This is a genomic window from Actinokineospora sp. NPDC051303 (genome assembly GCF_055586285.1).
Map to the genome: position 1 here is coordinate 120,950 of NZ_JBVJIN010000007.1, position 23,156 is coordinate 144,105.

General features: G+C 72.6%; 22 protein-coding genes. 10 read left to right on the plus strand and 12 right to left on the minus strand.

The window, feature by feature from the left end; genetic code table 11:
• Positions 1 to 54: 54 nt before the first annotated feature.
• On the minus strand, positions 55 to 966 hold the full coding sequence (locus ACZ6SD_RS07880) for a glycosyltransferase family 2 protein (RefSeq protein WP_465316154.1): 912 nt from the start codon (positions 964 to 966) through the stop codon (positions 55 to 57).
• A gap of 43 nt (positions 967 to 1,009) precedes the next feature.
• Here ACZ6SD_RS07880 and ACZ6SD_RS07885 point away from each other — a divergent pair, with 43 nt between their 5' ends.
• From ACZ6SD_RS07885 to ACZ6SD_RS07895, 3 genes are read left to right on the plus strand one after another with little or no spacing between them, the layout of a single operon-like run.
• Entirely contained in the window at positions 1,010 to 2,113 is a 1,104-nt protein-coding gene (locus ACZ6SD_RS07885) for a glycosyltransferase family 4 protein (RefSeq protein WP_465316155.1), read from the plus strand.
• A gap of 56 nt (positions 2,114 to 2,169) precedes the next feature.
• Positions 2,170 to 3,300 (plus strand): glycosyltransferase family 4 protein, encoded by a 1,131-nt coding sequence (locus ACZ6SD_RS07890; RefSeq protein WP_465316233.1) that lies wholly within the window; start codon positions 2,170 to 2,172, stop codon positions 3,298 to 3,300.
• Positions 3,301 to 3,322: 22 nt separating this feature from the next.
• Positions 3,323 to 4,186, plus strand: a complete 864-nt coding sequence (locus ACZ6SD_RS07895; RefSeq protein WP_465316156.1) for a glycosyltransferase family 2 protein — start codon at positions 3,323 to 3,325, stop codon at positions 4,184 to 4,186.
• A gap of 275 nt (positions 4,187 to 4,461) precedes the next feature.
• On the opposite strand, the gene ACZ6SD_RS07900 is transcribed toward ACZ6SD_RS07895, so the two are convergent.
• Entirely contained in the window at positions 4,462 to 4,851 is a 390-nt protein-coding gene (locus ACZ6SD_RS07900) for a hypothetical protein (RefSeq protein WP_465316157.1), read from the minus strand.
• 91 nt (positions 4,852 to 4,942) lie between these two features.
• Positions 4,943 to 6,049 (minus strand): mannose-1-phosphate guanylyltransferase, encoded by a 1,107-nt coding sequence (locus ACZ6SD_RS07905; protein ID WP_465316158.1) that lies wholly within the window; start codon positions 6,047 to 6,049, stop codon positions 4,943 to 4,945.
• Positions 6,050 to 6,124: 75 nt separating this feature from the next.
• Between ACZ6SD_RS07905 and ACZ6SD_RS07910 the strand changes: the two genes are divergently transcribed.
• Positions 6,125 to 7,045, plus strand: a complete 921-nt coding sequence (locus tag ACZ6SD_RS07910) for a DNA-3-methyladenine glycosylase family protein (protein WP_465316159.1) — start codon at positions 6,125 to 6,127, stop codon at positions 7,043 to 7,045.
• Positions 7,046 to 7,051: 6 nt separating this feature from the next.
• Here ACZ6SD_RS07910 and ACZ6SD_RS07915 read toward each other — a convergent pair whose 3' ends face one another.
• The 8 genes from ACZ6SD_RS07915 to ACZ6SD_RS07950 form a co-directional block, all read right to left on the minus strand.
• Complete coding sequence (locus tag ACZ6SD_RS07915) at positions 7,052 to 8,344, minus strand: helix-turn-helix transcriptional regulator (protein WP_465316160.1); 1,293 nt, start codon at positions 8,342 to 8,344, stop codon at positions 7,052 to 7,054.
• A 194-nt stretch (positions 8,345 to 8,538) separates the two neighbouring features.
• Positions 8,539 to 9,915, minus strand: coding sequence for a helix-turn-helix transcriptional regulator (locus ACZ6SD_RS07920; RefSeq protein ID WP_465316161.1), 1,377 nt, complete (start codon positions 9,913 to 9,915; stop codon positions 8,539 to 8,541).
• 123 nt (positions 9,916 to 10,038) lie between these two features.
• Positions 10,039 to 10,914: a tetratricopeptide repeat protein gene (locus tag ACZ6SD_RS07925; RefSeq protein ID WP_465316162.1), complete on the minus strand. Its 876-nt coding sequence runs from the start codon at positions 10,912 to 10,914 to the stop codon at positions 10,039 to 10,041.
• Between the two features lie 69 nt (positions 10,915 to 10,983).
• On the minus strand, positions 10,984 to 11,340 hold the full coding sequence (locus ACZ6SD_RS07930) for a GntR family transcriptional regulator (protein ID WP_465316163.1): 357 nt from the start codon (positions 11,338 to 11,340) through the stop codon (positions 10,984 to 10,986).
• Between the two features lie 63 nt (positions 11,341 to 11,403).
• The gene (locus tag ACZ6SD_RS07935; protein WP_465316164.1) at positions 11,404 to 11,952 is read right to left on the minus strand and encodes an NUDIX hydrolase; all 549 of its coding nucleotides are present in this window, start codon (positions 11,950 to 11,952) and stop codon (positions 11,404 to 11,406) included.
• Complete coding sequence (locus ACZ6SD_RS07940; RefSeq protein WP_465316165.1) at positions 11,937 to 13,271, minus strand: coenzyme F420-0:L-glutamate ligase; 1,335 nt, start codon at positions 13,269 to 13,271, stop codon at positions 11,937 to 11,939. The genes ACZ6SD_RS07935 and ACZ6SD_RS07940 overlap by 16 nt, the downstream gene beginning before the upstream one ends.
• The gene (gene cofD, locus ACZ6SD_RS07945; protein ID WP_465316166.1) at positions 13,264 to 14,262 is read right to left on the minus strand and encodes a 2-phospho-L-lactate transferase; all 999 of its coding nucleotides are present in this window, start codon (positions 14,260 to 14,262) and stop codon (positions 13,264 to 13,266) included. The genes ACZ6SD_RS07940 and cofD overlap by 8 nt, the downstream gene beginning before the upstream one ends.
• An 80-nt stretch (positions 14,263 to 14,342) precedes the next feature.
• Positions 14,343 to 15,092 (minus strand): site-2 protease family protein, encoded by a 750-nt coding sequence (locus tag ACZ6SD_RS07950; protein ID WP_465316167.1) that lies wholly within the window; start codon positions 15,090 to 15,092, stop codon positions 14,343 to 14,345.
• Positions 15,093 to 15,321: 229 nt separating this feature from the next.
• Between ACZ6SD_RS07950 and ACZ6SD_RS07955 the strand changes: the two genes are divergently transcribed.
• Both ACZ6SD_RS07955 and ACZ6SD_RS07960 read left to right on the plus strand, forming a co-directional pair.
• Positions 15,322 to 15,636 carry a WhiB family transcriptional regulator gene (locus ACZ6SD_RS07955; protein WP_091452200.1) on the plus strand — a complete coding sequence of 105 codons (315 nt, stop codon included), beginning with the start codon at positions 15,322 to 15,324 and terminating at the stop codon, positions 15,634 to 15,636.
• A 317-nt stretch (positions 15,637 to 15,953) separates the two neighbouring features.
• Positions 15,954 to 19,361 carry a glycosyltransferase family 2 protein gene (locus ACZ6SD_RS07960; protein ID WP_465316168.1) on the plus strand — a complete coding sequence of 1,136 codons (3,408 nt, stop codon included), beginning with the start codon at positions 15,954 to 15,956 and terminating at the stop codon, positions 19,359 to 19,361.
• On the opposite strand, the gene ACZ6SD_RS07965 is transcribed toward ACZ6SD_RS07960, so the two are convergent.
• Positions 19,342 to 19,809, minus strand: coding sequence for a metallopeptidase family protein (locus ACZ6SD_RS07965; RefSeq protein WP_091452203.1), 468 nt, complete (start codon positions 19,807 to 19,809; stop codon positions 19,342 to 19,344). The genes ACZ6SD_RS07960 and ACZ6SD_RS07965 overlap by 20 nt on opposite strands.
• Positions 19,810 to 19,927: 118 nt before the next feature.
• Between ACZ6SD_RS07965 and ACZ6SD_RS07970 the strand changes: the two genes are divergently transcribed.
• From ACZ6SD_RS07970 to ACZ6SD_RS07985, 4 genes are all read left to right on the plus strand, one after another.
• Entirely contained in the window at positions 19,928 to 20,287 is a 360-nt protein-coding gene (locus ACZ6SD_RS07970; RefSeq protein WP_194957328.1) for a DUF3499 domain-containing protein, read from the plus strand.
• Between the two features lie 122 nt (positions 20,288 to 20,409).
• Positions 20,410 to 21,762 carry a phosphomannomutase/phosphoglucomutase gene (locus ACZ6SD_RS07975; protein WP_465316234.1) on the plus strand — a complete coding sequence of 451 codons (1,353 nt, stop codon included), beginning with the start codon at positions 20,410 to 20,412 and terminating at the stop codon, positions 21,760 to 21,762.
• 74 nt (positions 21,763 to 21,836) lie between these two features.
• The gene (locus ACZ6SD_RS07980; protein WP_465316169.1) at positions 21,837 to 22,043 is read left to right on the plus strand and encodes a Trm112 family protein; all 207 of its coding nucleotides are present in this window, start codon (positions 21,837 to 21,839) and stop codon (positions 22,041 to 22,043) included.
• Positions 22,040 to 23,134 carry a hypothetical protein gene (locus tag ACZ6SD_RS07985; RefSeq protein WP_465316170.1) on the plus strand — a complete coding sequence of 365 codons (1,095 nt, stop codon included), beginning with the start codon at positions 22,040 to 22,042 and terminating at the stop codon, positions 23,132 to 23,134. Before ACZ6SD_RS07980 ends, ACZ6SD_RS07985 begins: the two co-directional genes overlap by 4 nt.
• The last annotated feature ends 22 nt before the right edge of the window (positions 23,135 to 23,156 follow it).

A 23,156-nucleotide genomic window follows, 5' to 3' on the forward strand; every position in this document is an offset into this window, starting at 1 on the left:
AGCCTGTGATGGGCGCTCAACCACCCGAAACCGACTGGGCGACCACGCGCGGCCTCACCCGCCGCGCTCGGCCCACACCACCGCGCGGTCGACCACGGCCCGTCGCCCGATCGCGCGACGCTGCCGCAGCGCGCCCGGCAACCGGGCCGCCACCTCGATCAACACGGCCAGCCGCAGGCCCAGGGCGAAATTCGGCGCGGCCGGGACCGCGCGCCGCAGCGGCAGGGCGGCCGTGATCGCGGCGAACCGGGCGAGTTCCCGCAGCGCGGCGGACAGTGGTGCGCAGCGCAACAGCATCAACAATCTGTTGCGCTCGTTCCAGCGGTGGAACGCCCGCGACCCCGGTCGGGTGCTGGCCCCGTGCAGGTGGACGGCGACGGCCCCGGGTTCGGACAGCACCGTCCACCCGCCCAGCCGCAGCCGCCACGAGGTGTCGGTGTCCTCGTAGTAGCAGAAGAAGTCGGCGGGCACACCGCCCGCCTCGGCCAGCGCCGACACCCGCACCAGGGCCGCGCCGCCGCAGAACCCGAACACCGGGCCGGTCACCGTGTCCGCGCCGTAGCCCAGCGCGGTCAGCCGCACGCCGACCGACTGCGCCGCGCCGTCTGGCCTGGTCAGCCGCGCGCTCACGGCCCCGGCCCGGTCGTCGGCGTCGAGCGCGTCCTCCAGCGCGGCCAGCCAGTCCGGCGCGGGCGCGGCGTCGTCGTTGAGCCAGGCGACATAGGGCGTGCCGACCGAGGGCAGCGCGGCGGCCAGCCCACCGGCGTACCCCGCGTTGCGGTCGAGCCGGACCACCTCCGGGGCCAGCGGATGCGCGGCCACCACGGCCGCCGTGCCGTCGTCGGAGGCGTTGTCCAGCACGATCGTCCGATGTGGACGGGTCTGCCCGGCCAGCGCGTCCAGGCACGCCCCGATGTGCTCCCGGCCACGCCAGGTGACCACCACGACCGTCGTGCGCGCGTCCACGGCCTGTGACCGTACGCGCCCGCCCGCGTGGGACCCTGGGCCGGTGCCCGAGCTCGTCGTGCTCACCGAGCAGCTTCTCGCCCCCGTGCCCGGCGGCACCGGCCGCTACACCCGGGAGCTGACGGCCGCGCTGGCCGCCGCCGCGCCCGAGGGCTGGACCGTCGCCGGGGTCACCGCGCGGCACCGCGACCCGGCGGCCGCCCGGATTCCCGGTGTCGCGGGTCCCCGGTCGTTGCCGCTGCCGCGTCGGGCGCTGACCCTGGCCTGGGAGCACGGGCTGCCGCTGTGGCCGGGCGGCGACGTCGTGCACGCGCCGACCCCGCTAGCCCCCGCAGCCGCCCGCCGCGGCCGGGCGCTGGTCGTCACCGTGCACGACACGGTCCCCTTCACCCACCCCGAGACGCTGACCCCGCGCGGGGCGGCCTGGCACCAGGCGATGATCCGGCGGGCCACCCAGCGGGCGGACGCCGTCGTCGTGCCGACCGCGGCCGTGGCCGCCGACCTGGCCCGGCACGCGCCTGGACCGGCGCCCGTGCACGTCATCGGCCATGGCGTGGCCCGGCTGCCCGATGAGCCGGTGGAGGTGGACCTGCCCCCGAAGTACGTGCTCGCGGTCGGCACCATCGAGCCGCGCAAGGGGCTCGACGTGCTGGTCGAAGCCCTCGCGCACGGCCCGGACCTGCCGCTGGTCGTGGTCGGGCCGCCCGGCTGGGGCGGGGTCGACCTGCGCGCGCTCGCCGCCGCGCACGGCCTGTCCCCGGACCGGGTGCGGGTCCTGGGCCGGGTCACCGACGCCGAACTGGCCGAGGTCCTGCGCCGTGCGACGGTGTTCGCCGCCCCCAGCCGCGCCGAGGGCTTCGGGCTGCCGATGCTGGAGGCCATGGCAGCCGGGGTCCCGGTCGTGCACTCGGACGCGCCCGCGCTGGTCGAGGTCGCGGGCGGCGCGGGGGTGGCGACCCCGCGCGGCGATCCCGCGGAGTTGGCCCGCGCGTTGCGTGCTGTTTGCTCGTCGCCAGAGCACGCGGCAGCGCTGTCCGCGGGCGGAAAGGCGCGGGCGGCCGTCTTCACCTGGGAAAAGGCGGCGACCGCCGTGTGGAGCCTGCATCTGGGCCTGCGCGCGGCCGACGATGAGTTCACTCGTTCGTGAGAAACGCCCATCCCGTGCGTCGTACCCTTGCTCGCGTGTCCCTGGCCGACCCCCGCGTGCTCATCGACGCGACCGCAGTCCCGGCGGACCGCGGCGGCGTCGGCCGCTACGTCGACTCGCTCGTCGCGGCGCTCGACGCGGACGGCGCCCGGCTCAGCGTGGTCTGCCAGCCCCGCGACGCCGCGCTGTACAGCCGGATCGCCCCGCACTCGCGGATAGTGCCGACCTCGGAGTCGATAGCCACCCGCACCGCGCGGCTTACCTGGGAGCAGACAACCCTGCCGCGCCTGGTCCGCAGGCTCGGCGTCGACGTGCTGCACTCCCCGCACTACACGATCCCGCTGGCCGGACAGGCCGCGTCCGTGGTGACCCTGCACGACGCGACGTTCTTCACCGACGCCGTGCTCCACCACTCCATCAAGGCCCGCTTCTTCCGCGCGTGGACCAGGACCGCGCTGCTGCGCGCGTCCCTGTGCGTCGTCCCGAGCGTGGCCACCGCCACCGAGCTCACCCGGGTCGCGGGCGCCGACCCGCGCGGCCTTGAGGTCATCCAGCACGGTGTCGACACCGACCGCTTCCACCCACCCTCGCCCCAGGAGGTCGCCGCGGCCAGGGCGGCGGTCGGCCTGGGAAGCACCCCGTACGTGGCGTTCCTCGGCGCGCTGGAGCCGCGCAAGAACGTGCCCGCCCTGATCCGCGGGTTCGCCTCCGCCTGCCGCGACCGCCCCGACCCGCCCGCGCTCGTGCTGGCCGGGCAGCCGGGCTGGGACCACCAGATCGAACGCGCGCTGGACGCCGTGCCGCACCGCCTACGCGTCATCCGGGCGGGCTACCTGCCCTTCGACAACCTGGCGGGCTTCCTCGGCGGGGCCGCCCTGGTGGCCTACCCCAGCCTCGGTGAGGGCTTCGGCCTCCCGGTCCTGGAGGCCATGGCCTGCGGCGCCTGCGTGCTCACCACCCGCCGCCTGTCCCTCCCGGAGGTCGGCGGCGACGCCGTCGCCTACTGCGGCGTCGGCGCAGGCGACATCGGCGCCGCCATCACCGATCTGCTGGACGACCCGGCCCGCCGCGCCGACCTCTCCGCCGCCGCGCAGCGAAGAGCCAAAGAGTTTTCCTGGGACCTGAGCGCCGAACGCCACCGCTCCGCCTACGGCCGCGCCTTCACCCTGCACCGAAGGTCACGCTGACCGGCGTGCACAATGTCAGGTCGTGACCGCCGAACCGACCCCCTACGGTGATCAGCTCGCCGTCGTGACCGTGACGTACTCGCCCGGCGAGACCCTGGAGCGGTTCCTCACCACCCTGGCCAAGGCCACCGACCGCCCCGTCCACGTGATCCTGGCCGACAACGGCTCCACCGACGGCGCCCCCGAAGCGGCCGCAGCTGCCCACGAGAACGTCGAACTGGTCCGCACCGGCGGCAACCTCGGCTACGGCTCCGGCGCCAACCGAGGCGTAGCCGCCCTGGACGACTCGTACGGCTGGATAGTCATCGCCAACCCCGACCTGGAATGGTCCCCCGGCTCCCTGGACGAGCTGCTGTCGGCCACCCACCGCTGGCCCCGCGGCGGCGCCTTCGGCCCCCTCATCACCGAACCCAACGGCCGCGTCTACCCCTCGGCCCGAGAAATCCCCTCCCTCGGCAAGGGAATAGGCCACGGCCTCCTAGGCAAAATCTGGCCAACCAACCCCTGGACCCAAGCCTACAAACAGTCGGCCACAAACATCACCGAACGCGTGGCGGGCTGGCTATCCGGCTCCTGCCTACTCCTACGCCGAGAAGCCTTCGACTCGGTAGACGGCTTCGACTCCCGCTATTTCATGTACTTCGAAGACGTAGATCTAGGCGAACGCCTGACCAGGGCAGGCTGGCAGAACATCTACGTCCCCACAGCCGAGGTAATGCACATCCAAGGCGTCTCAACAGCCAAAGCCTCCACCGCCATGCTGACCGCCCACCACGACAGCGCCTACCGCTACATCGCCGACCGCCACCAGGGCCCGCAGTGGGCACCAGTCCGAGCGGCGGTCAAGGCGGGCCTGGCAATACGCCTCAAACTGCACAACCGCTAACCGCTAACCAACCCGCACCTGACCCTGCCAGGTGCTCGATGGGAGCGGAGACAGCAAATCAGAGCATCCGCCAACCGGCGCCCAAAGCTGCCAGGTGCTCGATGGGGTGGAGTGGTTTCTTCGGGGGAGAAGGAAGATCGCTAAGCTGGCTCCGCGCGTGTGAGGCCGAAGGCTTCCCACCCGTCTTTCACACGGCGATCTTCCTTCGTAGGGGCCCCGAAGAAACCACTCCACCCCATCGAGCAACCCCACCCAAGCCACGCCACACAGAGCGACTAACGCGAACCCCCATCAAGCCGCTGAGTCAGACTAGGCCGAGAAGCAGGCGGCTGCTTCTCCGTAGGCACCAGCCCCTCAACCGGCTCAGGCGCAGGCTGCTCAGCCGCGCGAGGCTGCTGCCGAGGAAGCCGCTCAGTAGGCCGCCCAGGAGAAGCCAACGACTGCGTCGCCGCCTCCTGCGCGATCGCGGGCAGCTCGTCCTCAGCCCGGCTGGCCGGGAACACCTGAGTCACATCAGCGTCGTCGATCGCCGACACCACGGCCCGCGGGATCTGCAGCGTCGCCGCGGCGTCCATCGGCGAGATCGCGCTCTCCGGGGTGACCACGTAGGCGCCGCGGGCGCGGGCTCGGGCCAGGATGGCGTCGGCCCGGTCACGAGGGTCCATGTGGCGGCCTCTCCTGCGTCGCTCCGAGTTCTCTGTCAGAGTATCCCGCTTGCCACGTGCCGTCAGCAGAGACGGGCAATACACAGGACATTCAGAGGTAATCCAGTTCGCCGCGGTCGCGCAGGATCTCGGTGAGGCGTTTGACGTCTTGGGCGCGGTCGCGTCGGCAGACCAGGACGGCGTCGTCGGTGTCGACCACGATCAGGTCCCGCACGCCGAGGGTGGCGACCAGCCTGCCGCCCGCCGGGACGACGACCACGCCTTCGCCGTCGACCACGACGGCCTTGCTGTCCTGGCGGGTGGTGAAGGCCCGGCCGCCGTCGCCGACGTCGGTTCCCAGCAGGTCGACCACGGTCTCGAAGTCGCCGATGTCGCTCCAGCCGAAGTCGCCGGGGACGGTGGCGACCTTGCCGTCCGCCGCGGCCGGTTCCATCACCGCGTACTCGACGGCGACCTTGGGCACCGTCGGCCACAGCTCGGCGAGCACGTCCTGCTGGGCGTCGGTGTCCCAGGCTGCGGCGATCTTGGTGATGGGCTCGGCGACGTCCGGGCGGCGGGCCTGGAGTTCGGCGAGGAACACGTCGGTGCGCCAGACGAACATGCTGGCGTTCCACAGGTAGCTGCCCGAGGCGAGGTAGCGGGTGGCGACCTCAAGCGAGGGCTTCTCCTTGAACTCCAGCACCTTCTGGATGACCGAGCGCTGGGCCGTCTCGCTGCAGCAGAGGTAGCCGTAGCCGGTCTCTGGGCGGGTCGGGGTGATGCCGATGGTCATCAGGTGGCCGTCGCGGGCGCCGTCGACCGCGCGGGCGACGGTGGCGGCGAACTCGTCGGTGTCGGTGATGAGGTGGTCGGCGGCGAAGGAGGCCATCACCGCGCCGGGGCTGCGGTGCTCGATCACCGCGGCGGCCAGGGCGATCGCCGCGCAGGAGTCGCGGGCGAACGGCTCGACGAGGATGTTGCGCTCGGGCAGGTCCGGCAGCTGCCGGGCGACGCCGACCGCGTGCGGGGTGCCGGTCACCACGAGCAGGTTCTCCGGGCGCGACAGCGGCGCCAGCCGGTCGTAGGTGGCCTGCAGCAGCGAGCGGTCGGTGCCGGTGAGCGGGTGCAGGAACTTCGGGTTCGCCGCGCGCGACAACGGCCACAGGCGGGTGCCGCTCCCACCCGCGGGCACGACTACGTGCAGTTCTGTCGACGTCACTGAGGTTCTCGTCCCTGTTCCCGACGCTGTGAGTGGTGGCGCCACTGTAGCCAACCGGCGAGTACGGTCCTCGTGGTGACGTCCATCCCCACTGGCGCGCCGCGGTCCCGGCACTGGGTTCCGGGCTTCCCCCTCGATCTCGCGGCGGTCCTGCGCCCGCTGCGCCGCGGCCCGCACGACCCCGCGTTCGGCCGGGACCACCGGGGCCTGTGGCTGGCCGCGAACACCCCGGACGGCCCGGGGACCCTGCTGCTGCGGGCGCACGCGGGCGGGGTCGAGGCCACCGCGTGGGGCGCGGCGGACGCGCTGCTCGACGGCGTCCCGGCGCTGTTGGGCGGGCACGACGACGACTCCGGTTTCGAGCCGAGGCACCCGCTGATCGCCGAGGCCCGCCGCGCCCGGCCGGGTCTGCGCCTGGGCTCGACCGGTCGGGTGTGGGACGTGCTGCTGGCCGCGATCCTGGAGCAGAAGGTCACCGGCGTCGAAGCGCACCGCTCCTGGCGCGAACTCGCCCGCCGCTTCGGCGTCGCCGCCCCCGGCCCGACCCCGCCGGGCATGGCCGTCCCGCCGACCCCGCGCGCGGTGCTCGGCATCCAGGACTGGGAGTGGCACAAAGCGGGGGTCGACAACGCCCGCAGGCGCGCGATCATCGCCGCCGCGCAGGTCGCGGCCCGCCTGGAACGCGCGGCCGAGTCCGGCGGCGTCGAGGGCAGGCTGCTGCTGCGCAAGGTCCCCGGCGTCGGCGTCTGGACCGCGGCCGAGGTCGCCCAGCGCGCCTGGGGCGACCCGGACGCGGTCAGCGTCGGCGACTTCCACATCCCCGCTCTGGTCGGCTACGCGTTGACCGGCCGCAAAACCGACGACAACGGGATGCTGGAAATCCTCGCCCCCTACGCCCCGCACCGGCAGCGGGTCGTGCGCTACATCGAGGCCAGCGGCTTCGCCAAGCCCCGCTTCGGCCCCCGGTTGGCCGTCAAGGACTACCGCGCCATGTGAGCGGGCTCAGGCCCGGGTGTCGGTCAATTGCTCGTCAAGCGTTTTCACCGCGTGGGAGTCACGCCACGGTTCCAGTGCCCGACGAGTGTCGCGCAACCGTTCCCGCAGGCGAACCGAGCGGTTTCGAGTAGTCGCTTCGATCACCTTTTCCATAATCAGAACCGCCGCGTCGGGCTCCTGGAGCTGAACGTGCGCTTGGGCCAGATACAGCATGGTGTAGGCGTTGTCCCGCACCAGAGAGCGGTCATGCAGCCGGAGCGCGTGCCGTGCCTGGGAAACCGCCTCGGTCGGCTGCCGCAAATTCAGATGGCAGATGGCCTTCGCGTTGGCGAGCGAGCCGCTGTCATAGAAATATGCCAGCGACGCGTCGCTATTTTCCGCTTGACCGAGTCGCGCTTCCGCCTGTTCCAAAGCGGTGTGACACTCGTCCGGTTGGCTGTCCCGCGCGTAGGCGCGGGCCGCCTGGCTGGCCGCGTGGGCGCGCACCAGCGTGTCGTCCGAGCGCTCGGCGGCCCGGCGGGAAGCCTCGGCGTAGTCGATGGCCAAGTGCGCCTTGTCCTGCGTCAACGCGGTATGACTCATCCGCCCCAGGGTGAAACTGCTCATCGCCGCATCACGCGCCTCGTGCGACAACTCGCGGCCGCGATCGTAAAACCGCCACGCGTTGCCATAATCCGTCGCCTCCGAGAACAGCCAACCCGCCAATCCCGAGAGGCCGCCGCAGGTGGAAAGCAGCTTGGGGCGAAGCTCAACGGGGCAGTCACGAAGCATGCCCTGTGCGACGGACAGTTGCGCGAGCACGGTGGGGAGCACGGCCTGCGGCCCGAGCGCGTCGTCTTGTCGTCGGCAGGACCAGTAGATGGTTTCGATGTGCTCGATGACGTGGTTGTCGACGCGTTGGGGGATAACGATGGCTTTGGCCACGCGTTCTTGTTCGTCGGTGTTCAGGTTCGCCAGCGATGGCGCGCTTGCCGTCGCGGCTGTCCAGCCGAGTAGTTGCAGGAGTTCGCGACGATTCATGGTGTCCACCCAATGGCGGATCAGGGCCGCCCAGTGCTCGTCGGTGTTGTTGCTTTGCGGCTCGGCTGGGTCCTCGTTCGCTAGCAGGGTTTCGAGTTCGCGGAGGGTGAGGCCGAGTAGGCGGGCCAGCTTTGGCCGCAGGTAGGGCAGGGGTTCGTGTTTGCCGGATTCCCAGGTGTGGATGGCGGTGCGGTCGATGTGCAGTTCCTCGGCGAGGCGTTCCTGGGTGTAGCCCGCCGCTTTGCGGGCCCGGGCAAGTCGGTCGCGTCGTGCCGCCATGCCGTCCAGTCTCGCATACCTGTCACGCACGGCGTATGACTCGTTACCGCTGGTCAGATGCGGGAACCCCGCATTTCGCCAACGGGAAGCCAGCGAGACTCCGGCGGCACTCCCAGCTCGCGTTTCGAGGGCAGTCTGCTGCTGGGCGGGTGCCCCGGATGGCTGAGAAGGACTATCGGGCCATGTGAGCGGGCTCAGACCCGGCTGTCGGCCAATTGCTCGTCAAGCGTTTTCACCGCCTGGGAGTCACGCCACGGTTCCAGTGCCCGACGAGTGTCGCGCAACCGTTCCCGCAGGCGAATCGAGCGGTATTGGGTGTTCACCTTCGCGACTTCTCCCACGAGCGCGGCGGCGGCGTCGGGCTCGTGGAGTTGGATGTGCGCGTTCGCGAGATAGAGCATGGAGAACGCGTTGTCGCGCCCCAATGCCTCTTTGTGCGCGGCGATGGCGCCGCGTGCCTGCTCGGCTGCCTCTTGTGGCCGGTTGAGCGCGAGGAAGCAGGAGGCTTTCGCGCTGCGCAGTGCGCCCTCGTCGTAGTAGTACGCCAGAGAAGGCGGAGTCGCCGTGGTGGAATCAGCCGCTTGGAGGGTTTGTTCGGCTTCGTCAAGCGAGTCCAGGCAGCGGGCGAGCTGTCCACCTTCGGCGTAGGCGCGGGCGGCCTGACTGGCGACGTAGGCCCGCGCCAGAGTGTCTTCGCCGCGTTGCGCCGCCGTCCGTGCCGCGTCGGCGAGGTCATTGGCGAGGCGCTCTTTTTCCTGCGCCCTGGCTGGATAGGTCATGCGAATCAATGTGAAACCGCTCAACGCGTGGTCGTTGGCCTCGTGCGCCGCCATGCGCGCCTGGTCGAAGTGCTCCCAACAGTTGGCGTGGTCTTCACCATCTGTGTAGAGCCAGCCCGCCAGAGCGGACAGGCCGCTGTAGGCCGACAGCAGTTTCGGGCGAAGGTGCGTCGGGCAATCGGGGAGCATCTTTTTCGTGAGGGCGATTTGTGCGAGCACGATGGGCAGCACGGCTTGTGCGCCGAGTGCGTCGTCCTGTCGCCGGCAGGACCAGGAGACGCTCTCGATATGCTCGATGACTCGCTCATCGACGCGGTGGGGGTGTCCGATGGCTTTGGTCAGGCGTTCTTGCTCGTCGGAGTTCAGGCTCACGGCAAGCGGCGAGCCCGTTGTGACGGTTGTCCAGCCGAGTAGTTGCAGGAGTTCGCGACGGTTCATGCTGTCCACCCAATGGCGGGTCAAGGCCGCCAGTCGCTCGTCGGTGCCGTGGCCTTTCGGGGTCCTGTCCATGGTCGTGCCGTTGCTGTCTCCCAGCGTAGCGAGTTCGTCACTCACGGAGGTGACCGAAGGTCGGGGAGCGGCGTCCTGGTTCGCCAGCAGTGTTTCGAGTTCGCGGAGGGTGAGGCCGAGTAGGCGGGCCAGTTTTGGCCGTAGGTAGGGCAGGGGTTCGTGTTTGCCGGATTCCCAGGTGTGGATGGCGGTGCGGTCGATGTGCAGTTCCTCGGCGAGGCGTTCCTGGGTGTAGCCCGCCGCTTTGCGGGCCCGGGCAAGTCGGTCTCGTCGCGCCGCCATAAAGGTCAGTGTTCCATACCGGTGACTGACCGCATATGGTTCGTTACCGCAGGTCAGGGCCAGCAACCCCACATATACCCAACGGGAAGCCAACGAGACTCCGGCGGGAGTCCGAGCGCGTGGTCAGGGGCGGCGGCAGCAGTTCTGGTACTGGACGTCGGAGCCGCACCAGCAGGGGGCGTCGGGCTCCGGGGGCCACATGACTCCCTCGCCCGCGTCGGCCAGTTCGACTCCGCAGGCCTGGTGGGTCTCGTCGGCGGTGGGGTCGATGCCGATGCGGGCGGCGAACTCGGTCAGGGCGAGGACGGTGACCGGCACCATGCGGATCTTGCGGGGGCCCTTGGCGACCAGTTCGCGGTTGGCCTCCTCCAGCTCGCCCAGGAAGGTGTCGGCGTCGGTGTCCTCGACTAGCTCGGGCCAGCGCAGGCGGACGCGGGGGAACTCGGGGCGCGGCCAGAAGGGCACCCGGACTTCATCCGGTCGGGGGATCACCGGCTGCTGGCTCGGCGCGAACTCGATGACGCCCTCGTCCAGCTCGTCCGGGGGCAGGCCCAGGGCGCGGCGGATGCGGCGCCTGCCCATGGCGATGCTGTTGGCGTAGGAGTAGGGGCCGTTCTCGCTGATCGGGTCCGTCATGTCCTCGTCGGTGAGCCGCGCGTAGGCCATGTTGAACCAGGTCAGCGCCTCATCGAGTTCCCCGCGGGCGGCCAGCAGCTCGGCGGTCAGCTCGCACGGGCCGCTGGGCGGCTGCTCGTCCCGCAGCGCGTCGATCTGGGCGCGGGCCTCGTCCGGCCGGTCCAGGTCGTAGAGCAGGTCCGCCAGCTCGAAGCGGGCGTAGCCGCCGTCCTCCCCGCCGAGGGCGATCGCCTCGGTGAGCAGTTCGATGGACCGGTTGGGGTCGCCCGCCACTTCCCAGGCATGTGCGGCCTCCAAGAGCATCTCGCCGCGATGTTCCGGATTCTCGGCGAGTTGGGCTTCCAGTTTTCGGGCTGTGCGCACGGCTGCGGACCTTGTCCTCACCCGCCACAACGTAGCAACCGCGCGGGGGGTGGTGGCAACCGCGCGCGGTCAGGTCTTCCGCAGGGCCGCCGCGACAATGTCCAGGGCCAGCGCCGGGTCCAGGCCGAGGCGGTGCGCGGTGGCGGCGTACTCGTCCGCGGCGGCGCGGGCGCGCTCAAGGGTGCGGTCGCCGCCCGCGCCGACGAAGGTGCCCAGCCTGCCCCGGGTCTCGACCAGCCCCGCCTCCTCAAGTTCGCGGTACGCGCGGGCGACGGTGTTGGCCGCCAGGCCGAGGTCGGCGGCCAGCTTGCGGACGGTCGGCAGCTTCTCGCCGACCGCGAGGGAGCGGTCGTTGATCCGCTGCGCTAACCCGCTGCGCACCTGCTCGAACGGCGGCACGGGCGACTCCGGGTCGATGGTGATCACCGCGTCATCTTCCCCCAGGACGCCGCCGTTCCGGCAGGTTTGCCGGTGGCGGAACCGCGCCACTTACCGCAGGGCGGCAAGCATGTCCTCGATCCCGCCCACGCCGTCCGGGTCCGGCGGGAGGGCGTCGATCGGCCACCACTGCAAGTCGAGCGATTCGGCGCTGCGCACCGGCTGGGCGTTCGCGGGGGCGCGCACGGCGAAGCGGACGTCGAAGTGGCGGGTCGGGAGCCCCAGCGAGCAGGTGATCGGGTGCACGTCCACGTGCAGCGGCACCGGGTCGATGCGCAGGTCGCGGATGCCGGACTCCTCGGTCGCCTCCCGCAGCGCCGCGCCAGCGAGCGTGCTGTCCGACGGCTCGCAGTGCCCGCCCAGTTGCAGCCAGCGGCCGACGCGGGGGTGCAGGGTCAGCAGGACGTGCGTGCCGGTGCTGTCGAACACCAGGGCCGACGCGGTGATGTGCCCGGGTTCGCAGGAGCGCAGGCACGCGTCCGGGCGCGCGGCCAGGAAGCCCAGGTAGGACTGTCGCAGCGCCTCTTGGGCGCGGTCGGCGGGGCGCCAAGCGGCCATGGTCGCCATCGCGTCCGCGTGGGGACTCACAGTTCCAGCCATCCTTCGTTCTGGCGCGGTTCGCGCGGGACCAGTTCCGCCGCCGGATGCCCGACGGCCACAGCGCCCAGGGGATCCCACGCCGAGGGCAGGTCCAAAACCTCGCGCGCCACATCCGGGCAGAACATGGTCGAGGACACCCAGCAGGAGCCCAGCCCCTCGGCGGCCAGCGCGACCAGCAGGCCCTGGACCGCCGCGCCGCCCGCGACGGCGAACATCGCTCGCTCGGCGGCGGACCGGCGCTCGTCGGGGTAGGCGTGCGCGTCTTCGCGAACCAGGAAGGGCAGCACGACCTCGGGCGCGCGATGGAGCAGGTCGCCACGGGCGACGCGGCGCTCTATCTGGTCCTCGGAAAGCCCGTCGCCCCGGAGGTCGGCGACCCACGCTTCCCGCATCGCCGTCAGCAGCTCTTTCCGTTTGGCGACAACGCGCACAAACCGGACCGGTCTTGTGTGGTGCGGTGCGGGCGCGGTCAACGCTGCCGCGACCGCACGGCGCAGCGCGCCGGGATCTACCGGCTCGTCGGTAAACGCTCGCGTCGAGCGGCGCAGCAGCACGGCCTCCCGCCGCCCCCGGGTGATCGCCTCGCGCACGCCCAGCCGGAACAGGTCTTCCTCCGGCGGGCGGACCAGGTCGCGCGCGGTGGACGTCTCGTCGCCGATCTCCAGGCCGCGCACGACGGCCACCGGGACGCCGCCGAGCTTGCCCTTCACCAGGTCCGCCGCCGCGGCGACCTCGTCGGCGACCGCGATCATGGTGACCGCCAGCGTGTTGCCCTGGTTGTCCACCTCGCCCCGGTAGGAGTGCAGCACCTTCAGCCCGGACGCGCCGATCGCGGCGTCGGTCTGGCCGCGCCGCCACGCTCGGCCCATGGTGTCGGTGACGACCACGGCGACCTCGACGCCGAGCCGTTCGCGCAGTCCCCGGCGCAGCGCCAATGCGGCCCCGTCCGGGTCGGCGGGCAGCAGCGCGATCTCGCCGCCCGCCACGTTCGAGGTGTCCACACCGGACGCGGCCTGCACGGTGCCCAGCCGGCGGTGGACGGTGATCAGCGTCTGGTCCTTGCGCGCGATGACCTGGTCGGCCTCGTCAAGCACCAGTTGCCGCCGCGTGCGCTCGCGGTCCTCCGGGTCGTCGGGGACCCGGATCAGACATCCCTCCACTTTGGACACAGCCTTGCTGGTGACCACCACGATGTCGCCGGAGCGCAGCCAGGGCGCCGCGGCGGCGATCGCGCCGGTCAGGTCGTCGCCGGGCCGGAACTCCGGCAGCCCGCGCACCGGCAGGACCTCCAGCGACGCCCGCGCGGCGTGCTCAGCCAAGGTCGACCCCGCCCAGTTCCATCGCGGCCTTGGCCATCGCCGCCGTCGCGTCCTCGTCGGACATCAGCAGCGGCACCGCGCGCACGGCGACGCCGGGCACGTCGGCGGTGTCGCCGGTGTGCACGAGCCAGCCGTCGAGGATGCCCTTGTCCGAGCAGGCGCGGGAACCGTAGTGCCTGCCCACCGCCTCGGCCGAGGTCTCCAGACCGATCGCGGACAGGCACGCGTCGGCCATGCCGCGCACCGGCCGGTCGCCGATGATCGGCGAGACGCCCACCACCGGCGCCTCGGTCTTGCGCAGCGCCACCCGCATCCCCGGGACGGACAGCACCGACCCGATGCTCACCACCGGGTTCGACGGCGCCAGCAGCACCACGTCCGCGGCGCCGATGGCCTCCACGACGCCGGGGCCGGGCGTGGCCTCGTCGGCGCCGACCGGCACGATAGACCGCGCGCGCGGCTCGGCGTGGTAGCGCACCCACCACTCCTGGAAGTGCACCGCCTTGCGCTCGCCGGTGCCCGGCTCATCGATGACCACGTGCGTCTCGACGCGGTCGTCGGTCATCGGCAGCAGCCGCACCCCCGGCTTCCAGCGGTCGCACAGCGCGGCGGTGATGTCGGAAAGCTCGTAGCCCGCGCGCATCATCCGGGTGCGCATCAGGTGCGTGGCGATGTCCTTGTCGCCGAGCCCGAACCAGTCCGGGTCGGCGCCGTAGGCGGCCAGTTCCTCCTTGACCGCCCAGGTCTCGCCCGCGCGGCCCCAGCCGCGGTCGGCGTCGATGCCCCCGCCCAGGGTGTACATGCACGTGTCCAGGTCGGGGCAGACCCGCAGGCCGTGCAACCAGATGTCGTCCGCGGTGTTGACCACGGCGGTGATCTCGTGCGGCGACTCGTCCGGGCCTGGCCCGATGGGGGGAAGCCCGAGGAGTTTCTTGACCCCGAGCAGGAACCTGGCTCCGCCGACTCCGCCGACGACTACGACTACCTTCACGGTCCGCGATCCTCGCACGTCCGGGTGTCCCGAGTGGGGGCACCGGTGGGAACTGGTCTAGTGGTCCTGGCGCCGGGAAACTACTGCCAGAAGAAGAACAGCAGTTGGCCGAACGCGGCGAAGTCCGCGTCGCCGCCCACGCCGCCGTAGAGGGCGACCACGACGTCCCAGAACGCCTCGCTCACCCCGGGGATGCCGATCAGCGCGGCGAACAGGATCAGCGGCGCCCACGGCCGCGCCTTGGCCCCGAAACTGCGCGCCGGATAGGACAGATACGGCTCGATGGCTCCCCAGCCGTCCAGGCCCGGCACCGGCAGCATGTTCAGCACGAACGCGGCCAGTTGCAGCAGGGCAAGGAACGACAGGCCCGCCGCGAGGCCGAACGCGGGCTGGAACACCGCGACCGACACCGCGAGCAGGATGCCGAGCACCAGGTTCATGAACGGCCCGGCCAGCGACACGCGTGAGTCCACCGCTCGGGAGCGCAGCGCGTGGTGGTTGATCCACACCGCGCCGCCGGGCAGCGGGATGCCGCCGATCGCCAGGAACAGCAGCGGCAGCAGCAGGCTGAGCACCGGGTCGGCGTACTTGCGCGGGTCGAGGGTGAGGTAGCCCTTGAAGTAGACCTCGCGGTCGCCGCCGCGGAAGGCGACGATGGCGTGGCCAAACTCGTGCAGGCACAGCGACACCGCCCAACCGCCCAGGACGAGCACGAAAACTCCGGCCCGCAGCGCTGTCTCACTCTCCAACAGGGTCATCAGCGCGCCACCCACGGTGAGCGCCAGCAGGGCGAGAAACACGGGCGAGGGACGAACCGATGATCGCTGCACGCCTCCAGTGTGGCAACGTTTGCCGATTGCCCGCTGGCGGGTAGGAGTAACCGCGCTGTTTCTCCTGGTACACGAACGGGTACCGGGTGCGCATATCGCATCACCCGCCTGGGGGCTGCGCTTGACCCGCCGCCGGGACACGGGTGTAATCACATCGATGTCATTCGCCACGGGGACGGCTGATGGCATTCGCCAGCCGAGGAGTGCGGAAGGCGAGGAGGCGGGCGATATGCAGGGAATCAATGACGGGGGTCGCGTCGTGGAGTGGGGCGAGCGCCCAACCGAGGAGCTGGGAGCTCTAGCCGGATTCTTCGATGAGACCGAGGAACAGGAGTGGCAGGAGCGCGCCCTGTGCGCGCAGACCGACCCGGAGGCGTTTTTCCCGGAGAAGGGCGGATCGACCCGGGAGGCCAAGCGAATCTGCCTGGGCTGCGAGGTCCGCGCGGAGTGCCTGGAGTACGCCTTGGCGCACGACGAGCGCTTCGGCATCTGGGGCGGCCTGTCCGAACGGGAACGACGCAAGCTCAAGAAACGCGCCGTCTGATGCCGTGATCACGAGTCCGCGCGCGGGCTCGTGATCACGGCACTCGGTGCGGTGGCGGTCGGTGTTTTCCTTACCGGCGCCCGATTCGGGTCGGCTCGCAGGGGAGTCCGGGCCCGGCGGAATCGCGGCGCCTCACCATCGCGGCGCGCCGATTGTGCGCTGCTCGCCATCGGGCCGTGACGCGGGCGAACGCGCGCGTTACCCATCCTGTGGGAGAGGTCAGGGGCGTCGACCGCCTCGACCGCCCACGTCGTACCGTGTGTGCGCAGTGGCCGGAGGGGTCATGCCCGCATGAGTGCGTTGGGAGGTGCTGGTTCGTGCCTCCTCGGCCGCGCCAGGCGCTGTCTTCTCGCGTCACCGCACCGCTTTTGCGCACCGCGCCGGTGCTGGCCGTCCTGGTGTGCCACGACGGCGCCGAGTGGCTGCGGCTCACACTGTCGTCACTGCGCCACTCCGCGCCCAGACCGCGGCACGTCATCGCCGTCGACACCGGATCGATGGACGACACCCCCGCGCTGCTCGCCGCCGCGTCGACCGGTCCCGACCGCGTCCTCGACGGGGTGATCACCCTCAAGCGCGGCGCGGGCTACGGCGACGCCGTGCACGCCGCCGTCGAGCACGCGGTCGAGCGCTGGGGCGACCCCGGCGGCTGGATCTGGCTGCTGCACGACGATTCCGCGCCCGACCCGGACTGCCTGCACACCCTGCTGCTCGCCGCCGAGGTGTCCCCGGCCGCTGGCGTGCTCGGCCCGCTCGCGGTGGACTGGCGCGATCCGCGGCTGGTGGTCGAGGCCGGGCTGTCGACCGACGCGTCCGGCCACCGGCAGACCGGCATCGGACCGTCCGAACTGGACTGGGACCGGCTCGGCCGCACCGGTGACGAGCGCCGGTTCGAGCAGAGCACCGAGGTGCTCGCCGTGTCCTCGGCGGGGATGCTGGTGCGCCGGGACGTGTGGGAGCGGCTCGGCGGGTTCGACCGGGCGATGGCGCTGCTGCGCGAGGACATCGACTTCGGCTGGCGGGTGAACAAGGCGGGCCACGTTGTGCTCTGCGTGCCCGCGGCCCGGGTTCGGCACGCGCGCGCGGTCACTGTGGGGCGGCGCGAGATCGACGCCCGCTCCACCGCGATCGGGCCGTCCGCGCGCACGGTCGACCGCGGCCACGGACTGCGCACGTTTTTGGTCAACTGCTCCACGTTCTCGTTTCTCGTCGGCCTGCCGCGCATCGCGGTGCTGTGCGTCCTGCGCGCGTTCGGGTTCGCCGTGGTCCGCAGGCTCACCGCGAGCCGGGCGGAGTTAAGCGCGCTCAGGTATCTGCTGAGCGGACGTGCGAATCTGCGCGAGGCACGCGCGGCCCGCGCCGCTACCGCCGGACCGGGAAGCGTGCGCGGTCTGTTCACCAGTCGCTTCACCCGCGCGCGCAACGCGGTCCGCGGCGCGGTGTCGGCGATGATCCGCAGGCGGGTGGCCGCGGACGCCGCGCTGGGCAGGCTGCCCAGCGACTACGAGCCCGCCGTCGTCTGGCTCCCGCCGGAGGCCGAGCAGGCGTCGCGCAAAGCCCTCGGCCCCGACGCGCTGCCCGCTGGCGCCCTGGTCCGGCCGCGCCGTTCGGGACTGCGCCGACAGAACCGCGCGGGGCTGCGCCGCCCGCATCCGGCGATCGCCGTGCCCATCGAGGCGCCCGAGTCGGCTCCCGCGCCCCGGCCGTCGCCGGTCAAGCGCGACGGCACCGGCCCGGCGCCCGGTCCCGACCTGGTGCTGGTGCGGGTCGACCGGGGCCGGGTGCTGCGCCAGATCCTGCTGTCGCCGCCGCTGCTGCTCCTGCTCGGGCTGGCCGCGCTGGCGCTCGTGGTCAACGGCGGCCGCATCGGCCTCGACCTCGCGGGCGGCAGGCTGCTGCCGGTCGGCGGCCTCGGCGCCACCTGGTCGGAGTACGTGAGCACCTGGCACGGCGTCGCGGGCGGCACCGCCGCGCCCGCACCGGCCGCGCTCGCCGTCCTGGGCGTGCTCGGCGGCGTGCTCGCCCCCTTCGGCGGCCCCGCCGCGGTCGTCGCTTTCCTGTTGCTGGCAGACCTCCCGCTGGCCGGTCTGTCTGCCTACCTCGCGACCCGCCGCGCGCCCGTGCGCCGCTGGGTGCGGGCGCTGCTGGCGCTGGGCTACGCGCTGCTGCCGCCCGCGAGCGCCGCCGTGGCGCAGGGCAGGCTCGACGTGGTCGTGGTGCACGTGCTGCTGCCGCTGGTCACCGCGGGCATCGCCGCCCTGCTGGCGCGCGGGCGCGACGGCGACCCGTCGTGGCTGTCCACCGCGGCGGGCACTGCGCTCGGGCTGGCCCTGCTCGGCGCGTTCGCCCCGCTGGTGCACCTGCTGCTCGTGCTGGTCGCGCTGGCCGGGTTCGTGCTCGTCCCGGGCAGTGGCGCGCGCCGGGGCGCGGCGCTGTTCCTGCTCGTGCTGATGCCGCTGGCGCTGCTGCTGCCCTGGCCCGCCGTGGTGATCCAGCACCCGGGCGTGGTGCTGCACGGGGTCGGCGCGTGGGTGCGCGAGCAGGGCGGGTCGGCGCTGGACCTGCTCACCCTGCACGCGGGCGGGCCGGGCGCCTGGCCGTTCGTCGGGCTGGCCCTGGTGCTCGCGGTCGCCGCCGGGATGGCCGTGCGCCCGCACCGGGACGCGTTGCCGGGGCTCGGGTTCGCGCTGGTGGGCGCGTTGGCGGTGGTGCTGGTCCACCTGCTGCCCGCCACCCCGCCCGGCGGCGGCGAGCCGCAGCGGGCGTGGGCCGGGGCTCCGCTGCTGGTGGTCGGCTGGGGACTGGTCTGGGCGCTGGTCGGCCTGTGCCGCACCGGGACCGAGGGACTGCGGCTCGTCGCGCCGCCGCTGGCCGCGCGGATCGGCGCGGTGGCGGGCGTGGCCCTGCTCGGCGCGCTGGCGGTCGGCGTGGTGATGCCCGGTCGCGGGGGACCGCTGGACGACGGTGGTGGCGGGCTGCGCCTGGCCTCGCCCGTGGCCAACGAACTCGCCCAGACGCGGCGCTCGCTGCTCGTGCTGTCGGTCGACGGTCAGCCGGTGCGGCAGGTCGCGGCCAGGGCGCCCCGGTTCGGCGACGACGACCTCGTGCCCGTGCCGTCGGCGACGGCGCGCCTGGCCGTCCTGGACCGCGACCTGCGCTCGGACGACGTCGACACCGTGCGCACGGCCGTGGGCCGCGCCGCGGCGGCTGGGGTGCTCTACGTCGTGCTGCCCTCGCCCTCGGCGGGCGACGTGTTCCGCGACCGCGCCGGGCGGCTGGTGTCCGACGCGGCCACCACCTCCGACAGGCGGCCGGTGTTCCGCGTGCTGGTCCCGTCCGGGTCGGCTTACCTGCTCTCGCCCGAGATGGCGCGGCTGGCCGTGTCCGGCGGCCCCCCGCCCGCGTCGGTGGAAGCGAGCGGGATGGTGCCGGTCGACGCGTCCCCGCCACAGGTCGCCGTCCGGGTGTCGGACGGGCCGGAGGGCAGGCTGCTTGTCGTGCCCGCGGAAGAGGAACCCGGCTGGCGCGCCACGATCGACGGCAAGCAGGCCGCGGTCGTGCGGGCCTGGGGTTCGTCGGTCGCGGTCGTCGTGCCCACCCGCGCGGCGGAGGTCCGCGTCGAGCAGCCGACCACCCTGCGCGGCGTCCTGCTGATGGTGCAGGGAGCCGTCGCCCTCTTCGTCCTCCTGACGTCGATCCCCGGCCCTAAGACTCGCCGTCGATGACTTCCGGGTCCAAGCCGAGGTAAGTCGCGACCTGCTCCACCAGCACGTCGTGAACCAGGTCCGCCAAGTCCGCGCTGTCCTTGGCGCGCACTTCAAGAGGCCGCCGGTAAAGCACGATCCGCGCCCGGGTCGGCTGCCCGCGCCGGTCGACGCCCGCCTGGACCAGCCGGGCCAGCGGGACGCCGCTGTCGGCCAGGACCCCCTCCTGCGGCGGCCCGCCCGCCGGTGTGACCTCAGGCACATCGTCGACGGCGACGTCGAGCTTGGTCAGCTCGGTGCGCCACCGCGCCTCGATCGGCTCAAGGGCGTCGAGGACCAGCGCGTCGAACTTCTCCGCCCGCGTGCTCGACGCGGGCAGCGTCGACGGATAGAGCGGCCCGCGCAGGCCGCGGCCGTGTCTGTCGCGGTTGCGTCGTCCGCGCCGCCGGAAACTGCGAGCCGTCACCACCCTGAGCAGGGTACGCGGGTGTCGCGCTGGGCCGGATGGGCGTGCCGCGCCCGCGCCGGGGCGTGTCGCGGGCGCGCTTGCGGTGCGGGACACCGCTGAGGCGCTATGGTCACCGATCGTGCGGAGCGTGAGACGGTGTTCGCGAACCGGGTGCGTCGACCCGGCCGTCGCCACGCTGACCTACGCCTACGCGGACTCGACCGCGGTCGTCGGCCCCCTCGCCACCTACTCCGAACCGCACAGCTACGACCTGTGCGAGGAGCACGCCCTGCGGCTCACCGTGCCGCGCGGGTGGGAGGTGGTCCGGCACGACGGCGCGTTCGCCCTGCCGGAACCCTCGGTGGACGACCTGACGGCCCTGGCCGAGGCGGTGCGTGAGGCCGGTCGCGTGGACCGCCCGGTCGAGCAGCCCGACCCGGGCGCTGGCTCGGGCAGGAGGGGCCACCTGCGGGTGCTTCCCGACCCGATCAACGACTGACCGCCCCGGCCGACCGCCCGGCCAGTACTGGGCATCGGCGGCGACGGGCCGCCGGTAGGCTGCCGGGCGAGGAATCGCGGGTGGCTTCCGAGGCCACCGGCCCGACCCCCTGGGAGAACCCCGTGCGCGACCTGTCCGGCGTCTTCAAGGCCTATGACATCCGCGGTGTCGTCGGCGAGCAGATCGATGCCGCTCTCGTCCGCGAGATCGGCGCCGCGTTCGCCCGACTGGTCGGCGGACCGGCCGTCGTCGTCGGCCACGACATGCGCGACTCGTCGCCCGGCCTGGCCACCGCGTTCGCCGAGGGCGTCACCGCCGAGGGCGTCAACGTCGTCAGCATCGGCCTGGCCAGCACGGACATGCTCTACTACGCCTCCGGCAGCCTCGACCTGCCTGGCGCGATGTTCACCGCGAGCCACAACCCGGCCAAGTACAACGGCATCAAGCTCTGCCGCGCGGGCGCCTCCCCGGTCGGGCAGGACTCCGGCCTGGTCGACATGCAGCGCGAGATCGAGCAGGGCACGCCGATCGGCGCCGCGGCCGAGCCGGGAACCGTGGCGACCCGCGACCTGCTCGACGCCTACGCCGCGCACCTGCGCTCGCTGGTCGACCTGTCCGGCATCCGCCCGCTCAAGATCGTCGTGGACGCGGGCAACGGCATGGGCGGGCACACCGTCCCCAGCGTCTTCGCGGGCCTGCCGCTTGAGGTCGTGCCGATGTACTTCGAGCTCGACGGCAGCTTCCCCAACCACGAGGCCAACCCGCTTGACCCGAAGAACATCGTGGACCTGCAGGCCAAGGTGCGCGAGGTCGGCGCGGACGCGGGCATCGCCTTCGACGGCGACGCCGACCGCTGCTTCATCGTGGACGAGAACGGCGACGCGGTGTCCCCGAGCGCGATCACCGCCCTGGTCGCGGTCCGCGAGCTGGCCAAGGACCCGGGCGGCACGGTCATCCACAACCTGATCACCTCCAAGGCCGTCCCGGAGATCGTCGCCGAGCACGGCGGCAAGCCGGTCCGCACCCGCGTCGGCCACTCGTTCATCAAGCAGGAGATGGCCCGCACCGGCGCGATCTTCGGCGGCGAGCACTCCGCGCACTACTACTTCCGCGACTTCTGGAAGGCCGACACCGGCATGCTGGCCTCCATGCACGTGCTGGCCGCCCTCGGCGAGCAGGACCGCACGCTGTCGGACCTGACCCGCGAGTACAACCGCTACGCCGCCTCCGGCGAGGTCAACTCCACCGTGGCCGACCAGGCCGGGCGGCTGGCCGCGATCAAGGCCGCCTACGCCGGGCGCGACGGGGTCGAGATCGATGAGGTCGACGGCCTGACGGTGCAGCTTCCGGACGGCTCGTGGTTCAACCTGCGGCCGTCGAACACCGAGCCGCTGCTGCGGCTCAACGTCGAGGCGGCCGACGACGCCGCCGTCGCCGCCCTGCGCGACGAGGTGCTGGCGATCGTCCGGGCCTGACCGGGAAAAATGCTGATCGAGACCCGAGCGCGGCGCGGCGAGCGCTGGGACACTGGACAACGAGGAGGACCGCCATGGCAGTCGTGTTGGACCCAAAGCTGTTGGACATCCTCGCGTGCCCGTCGGACGACCACGCCCCGCTCACCGTCGGCACCCCGGACGACCCCGAGGCCGACGCGCTGACCTGCACCGAGTGCGGCAGGCAGTTCCGCGTCGAGGACGGGGTGCCGGTGTTGCTGCTCGACGAGGCCGTCGAACCGGAACGACCGGCCCAGCCGTGACCCCCGTTCCCGACGACACCCTGCTGGACGACGTCGTCCGGCTGGGCGAGGCCGACTCCGAGGGCCTGCTGCGCGCGGCGGCGATGGCGGGCGCGCAGGTGCGGGCGACCACCGAGGCGGCCCAGGAGGCGGGGATCGACCGGCTGACCGGCACCCGCCCGCGCGCGGTCGTCCTGGTCACCCGGCCCGGGCTCGGCCCGGCCGTGTCCCACCTGCTCGCCGCTCTGCTCTCGCCTGCCTGCCCGGTCCCGCTGGTGGTCACCGACCAGGTGCCCGGCTGGGTGGGGCCGCTCGACGTCGTCATCGCGCACACCGACGACCCCGGCGACGTCGTGCTCGCCGAGACCATCGACCGCGCGGGCCGCTTCGGCGCGGGCATCGTGCTCACCGCCCCCGAAGACGGCCCGGTCGCCGCCGCGGCGGCGGGCCAGGCGGTGCTGATCGCGCCGCGGATAGCGGTGCGCCCCGGCTTCGGCTTCGCCACGGCGCTCACCTCCGGCCTGCTCGCCCTGCGCACCATCAACCTGCTCAAGGTCGACACCGCGAACCTGGCCGACGAGCTCGACCGCGAGGCCGAGCGCAGCCACCCGCAGCACGAGTCGTTCGTCAACCCGGCCAAGTCGCTGGCGCTGCGGCTGGCCGAGCACACGCCGCTGCTGTGGGGACTGGACCACGTGGCCACCGCGGTGGGCAGGCACGCCGCGCAGGTGCTGGCCACGCACACCGGCATCGTGTCCGACGTGGCGGGCTACCCGCAGGCGATGAGCCGCACCGCCCTGCACCGCGCCGCCGTGCGGGCCACCTCTGGCCGCGACATCTTCGCCGACCCGGACGACATCGACGGCGGCGAGGCCGCGCCGCCCAGGGTGCTGCTGCTGGCCGTGCGCTCGCAGCCGGGCGACCCGGCGCGCAGGCTCGCCGCCGAGACGCTGCCGGGGGCCGACGTGCTCGCCCCCGCCGAGGAGATCACCGCGGACGAGCCGACCAACGCCGCCGTGCTCGCGCTGCGCTTCGAGCTGGCCGCGCTCTACCTCGGCCTCGCGGCGGGGACGACAGGCGGTTCCGGGCGATACGCGCCCGTCACGGCGTAGCGGGCTCGCCCGTCGGGGACGT

Bases quoted from the DNA above. Each gene is read 5' to 3' on its own strand.
- ACZ6SD_RS07980 (WP_465316169.1), top strand. From the start codon at position 21,837: ATGGCAGTCGTGTTGGACCCAAAGCTGTTGGACATCCTCGCGTGCCCG.
- ACZ6SD_RS07935 (WP_465316164.1), bottom strand. From the start codon at position 11,952: ATGGCTGGAACTGTGAGTCCCCACGCGGACGCGATGGCGACCATGGCC.
- ACZ6SD_RS07955 (WP_091452200.1), top strand. From the start codon at position 15,322: ATGCAGGGAATCAATGACGGGGGTCGCGTCGTGGAGTGGGGCGAGCGC.
- ACZ6SD_RS07900 (WP_465316157.1), bottom strand. From the start codon at position 4,851: ATGGACCCTCGTGACCGGGCCGACGCCATCCTGGCCCGAGCCCGCGCC.
- ACZ6SD_RS07920 (WP_465316161.1), bottom strand. From the start codon at position 9,915: ATGGCGGCGCGACGAGACCGACTTGCCCGGGCCCGCAAAGCGGCGGGC.
- ACZ6SD_RS07915 (WP_465316160.1), bottom strand. From the start codon at position 8,344: ATGGCGGCACGACGCGACCGACTTGCCCGGGCCCGCAAAGCGGCGGGC.